Origin of the sequence: Mesorhizobium sp. M2A.F.Ca.ET.037.01.1.1, assembly GCF_003998075.1 — a bacterium.
Lineage (GTDB): Bacteria > Pseudomonadota > Alphaproteobacteria > Rhizobiales > Rhizobiaceae > Mesorhizobium.
In genome coordinates, this window is the sequence record NZ_RZSA01000685.1 from 1 (window position 1) to 3,735 (window position 3,735).

Annotated in this window: 4 protein-coding genes; 3 read left to right on the forward strand and 1 reads right to left on the reverse strand. The window is 65.9% G+C overall.

Annotated features, from left to right (window positions below):
* The 3 genes from EOA27_RS26940 to EOA27_RS26950 form a co-directional block, all read left to right on the forward strand.
* The coding region (locus tag EOA27_RS26940) for a TAXI family TRAP transporter solute-binding subunit (protein ID WP_127257688.1) at positions 1–468 on the forward strand (468 nt) is incomplete at its 5' end.
* 232 nt (positions 469–700) lie between these two features.
* Complete coding sequence (locus EOA27_RS26945; RefSeq protein WP_126080296.1) at positions 701–2,797, forward strand: TRAP transporter permease; 2,097 nt, start codon at positions 701–703, stop codon at positions 2,795–2,797.
* A complete protein-coding gene (locus EOA27_RS26950) occupies positions 2,794–3,171 on the forward strand; it encodes a DUF1850 domain-containing protein (protein WP_126080295.1) in 378 nt (125 codons plus the stop codon). The genes EOA27_RS26945 and EOA27_RS26950 overlap by 4 nt, the downstream gene beginning before the upstream one ends.
* 135 nt (positions 3,172–3,306) lie before the next feature.
* On the opposite strand, the gene EOA27_RS26955 is transcribed toward EOA27_RS26950, so the two are convergent.
* On the reverse strand, positions 3,307–3,693 hold the full coding sequence (locus EOA27_RS26955) for a thiol-disulfide oxidoreductase DCC family protein (protein ID WP_127257690.1): 387 nt from the start codon (positions 3,691–3,693) through the stop codon (positions 3,307–3,309).
* Positions 3,694–3,735 lie beyond the last annotated feature (42 nt).

A 3,735-nucleotide genomic window follows, 5' to 3' on the forward strand; every position in this document is an offset into this window, starting at 1 on the left:
CTCAAATACGAGGATCTCGGACGCGTCGAATATCTGCCTTTCGCCGAGTCCGTCGAGCTGATCAAGAACCGCCAGCTCGACGCCACCTTGCAGTCGGCCGGCCTCGGCGTCGCCTCCATCCGCGATCTCGCAACTTCCGTGCCGATCAACGTCGTCGCCGTGCCGGCCGAGGACGTCGCCAAGATCGGGGCGCCCTATCTTTCCGTGGTCATCCCGAAAGGCACCTATGAAGGCCAGGCGGAAGATGTCCCGACCGCCGCGGTGGGCAACTTCCTGATCACCCGCGCCGACGTCTCCGACGAGACCGCCTATCAGATGACCAAGCTCTTGTTCGAGCATCTCGACCAGCTCACCGCCGCTCATGCCGCCGCCAAGGCGATCGATCCGGCCAAGGCGCTGGACGGCATGCCCGTGGCGCTGCATCCCGGCGCTGAGCGCTACTACAAGGAAAAGGGCCTGCTGAAATAGGCCCTCACCATCGAGGAAGGGCTATCGCATAGCGCAGCGCCAGCCCCCTCATCCGGCCGCTTCGCGGCCACATTCTCCCCGGTGGGGAGAAGAGGTTGGCAGCGACGCCGACAATCTCCTCTCCCCTCGGGGAGAGGTCAGCCGAGCGAAGCGGAGGCTGGGCGAGGGGGAGCGCCATACGTGGTTTCCCTCCCCTCAACGGAGAACGGTATTGCCCGTCAGGAACCCGCCAATGACCGAGACCCCGACCGTTCTTTCCCCCGCCGCCGAAGAACAGGTCGAAGGGCTGCCGCCGGGCTTCGGCGACGGCCTCGCTGGCAAGGCCGCCTTTGCCATCGCCGTCGCCTTCTCCGTCTTCCAGATCTACATCGCCGCTTATGGCAGCCTGCCTAGCCAGGTGGTGCGGGCCATGCATGTCGGCTTCCTGCTGCTGCTCGGTTTCGGCCTGATCGCCAATTTGCGCGCCACCGGCCTGGCGGCGAAGGCGGCGTTCTGGACGCTCGGCGTGCTGGGCTTCGCAACCGGTCTTTACAACTGGGTCTTCTATGCCGACCTCATCCGCCGTTCCGGCTTCCTCACCACGCCGGACCTGGTCGTCGGCACGCTGCTGGTGGTGCTGGTCTTCGAGGCCGCGCGACGGCTGATGGGTCTGCCGCTGGCGGTGATCGCCTTCATCTTCCTCGCCTATTGCTTCGTCGGCAATCATTTGCCGCCGCCCTTCATCCATCGCGGCTATGATTTCGCGCAGCTGGTCGACACCTTCGCCTTCGGCACCGAGGGCATATACGGCACGCCGGTCTATGTCTCGGCCGCTTATATCTTCATCTTCGTCGTCTTTGCCGCCTTCCTCGAACGTGCAGGCATGATCGCGCTGTTCAACGATTTCGCGCTCGGCCTCGTCGGCTCATGGCGCGGCGGCCCGGCGCAGGTCTGCGTGCTCTCCTCCGCGCTGATGGGCACCATCTCCGGTTCGGGCGTCGCCAATGTCGTCGCCAGCGGCCAGTTCACCATTCCGCTGATGAAGCGCTTCGGTTTCCGCTCGGCCTTTGCCGGCGCGGTCGAGGCGACCTCCTCGATGGGAGGCCAGATCATGCCGCCGGTCATGGGGGCCGTCGCCTTCATCATGGCCGAGACGCTGAACATCCCTTATGCCGAGGTCGTCAAGGCGGCGATCATCCCGGCGCTGCTCTATTTCGGCGCCTGTTTCTGGCAGGTGCATCTGGAGGCCGGCAAGGCCGGGCTGCATGGCATGGCCAAGGCCGAGTTGCCCAATCCCTGGGAGGCGGTGCGAAAGCACTGGCCGCTCGTGCTGCCGCTCGCCGTGCTGGTCTATCTGCTCTTTGCCGGCTACACGCCGATCTTCGCCGGCACGATGGGCCTGGCGCTGACCATCGTGCTCATCCTCGGCACACCGCTGGCGGCACTGATCGGACCGCTCGCCTTCCGCGTCGTCTTCTGGCTGGCCCTCGGGCTTGCCGCCGCGTCCTTCATGCGCTTCGGTGTCAATGTGCTGAGCCTCGTCATCGCGGCGCTCGTCATTGCCTGCCTCGCCTTCAAGGGTGGGCGCGAGACGCTGCGCATCTGCGTCGATTCGCTTGCCGAAGGGGCCAAGAACGCGCTGCCCGTCGGTATCGCCTGCGCTATCGTCGGCATCGTCATCGGCACGCTGACGCTCACCGGCATCGCCTCCACCTTCATCGGCTGGATCATCTCCATAGGCGAGAACAATCTGTTCCTGTCGCTGGTGTTGACCATGCTCACCTGCCTGGTGCTCGGCATGGGCATTCCGACGATCCCCAACTACATCATCACCTCCTCGCTTGCCGGTCCGGCGCTGCTGTCGCTCGGCGTGCCGCTGGTGGTCAGCCACATGTTCGTCTTCTATTTCGGCATCATGGCGGACCTGACGCCGCCGGTGGCGCTCGCCGCCTTCGCCGCCGCGCCCATGGCCAAGGAAAGCGGGTTGAAGATCGGCATCCAGGCGACCAAGCTCGCCATTGCCGGCTTCGTCGTGCCGTTCATGGCCGTCTACACGCCGGCCCTCATGCTACAGGACGCCGGCCCGATCGCGACCTCGTTCGGCTATCCCGTCGAGGTCGCCTATATCGTCGCCAAGGCCTGCATGGGCATTGTGCTGTGGGGCGCCGCCGCCGTCGGCTTCCTCGCCCGGCGCATGGCCTTGTGGGAGCGTCTGGTCGCTTTCGCAGCCGGCCTGCTCCTGGTGGTCGCGTTGCCGCTCACCGATGAGACCGGCTGGGCGCTGGCCCTGGCGTGGATCGGCTGGCATTGCTGGCGCGCGCGCCGGCTGTCCACGGCCGGCGCCGCATGAGCCTATGCATCCTCGCCGCCGGCAAGACGGTGACGCTCGCCGCCGCCGCCTTCACCCTGTCCTGGACACATTCGGTGGAACGCACGCGCTGGCAGGAGGATTGGAAAGTGTCGCCCGCCGGGCTGCAGGTCGTCGAGGCGCGGGTGAAAGGCTCCGGCGCCGGCATGGAGCCGCCCGAGGGCTCGGTGCTGCGGGAAGGCTGGTGGGTCTATCAGCCGCGTCTCGGACCCCAGCCGCGTCTGGTGCTCGCGGCGTCGGGCGCCACCGGGGAAGGCTGGACGCTGTGCACGGTCATGGGTTGCCGAGAGCTGGGCGGGACGGCCGGCGAACCCACCGTGCTCGAACCGTGCGCCGGCTCGAGCCAGCCGCGATAGCGCACGATCAGCCCGGCCACCCCGCCGATCTTAAAGCATGTCTCCCGAAAGTGGGAACCGGTATCGGGATAAAGACATGCGTAAAATCAAAAAACCTAAAGCGCATGGAGCGAATCTGAAAGATCGCGACGCGCTTTAGCCGATCAACCGCTCCCGCAACTCGGCAGATGGTATCTCGCAGCTGTCCTTGCGGCCGAACAGCGCGTAGCGATTCCTGGCGACGCGGTCGTAGAGCCAGTCGCGCAACGGTCGCGGCAGGATGAGCAGCGTCTTGGCCGCGCGCCATGGCCAGCCGAGCGCGGCCATGACCGCGACGAAACTGTCGAGTTTGGTGAAGGGGGCGCCGTCGATGATGGCGAGGTTGCTGTCGTAATCGTCGGTCGGCAGGCCGTGCCGGTGAAACAGCGACTCGCCGAGCGGCGATTGCGCCGTGGCGAAGCGGAAGCGTTTTTCCCGGTCGAGTTTCAGGACGAGTTGGACGAAGCCCGAGCAGAACACACAGACGCCGTCAAAGACGATCAGCGGCTGCCGGGCGTCATAGGTTTGGCGCGGTAAGGTGGGACT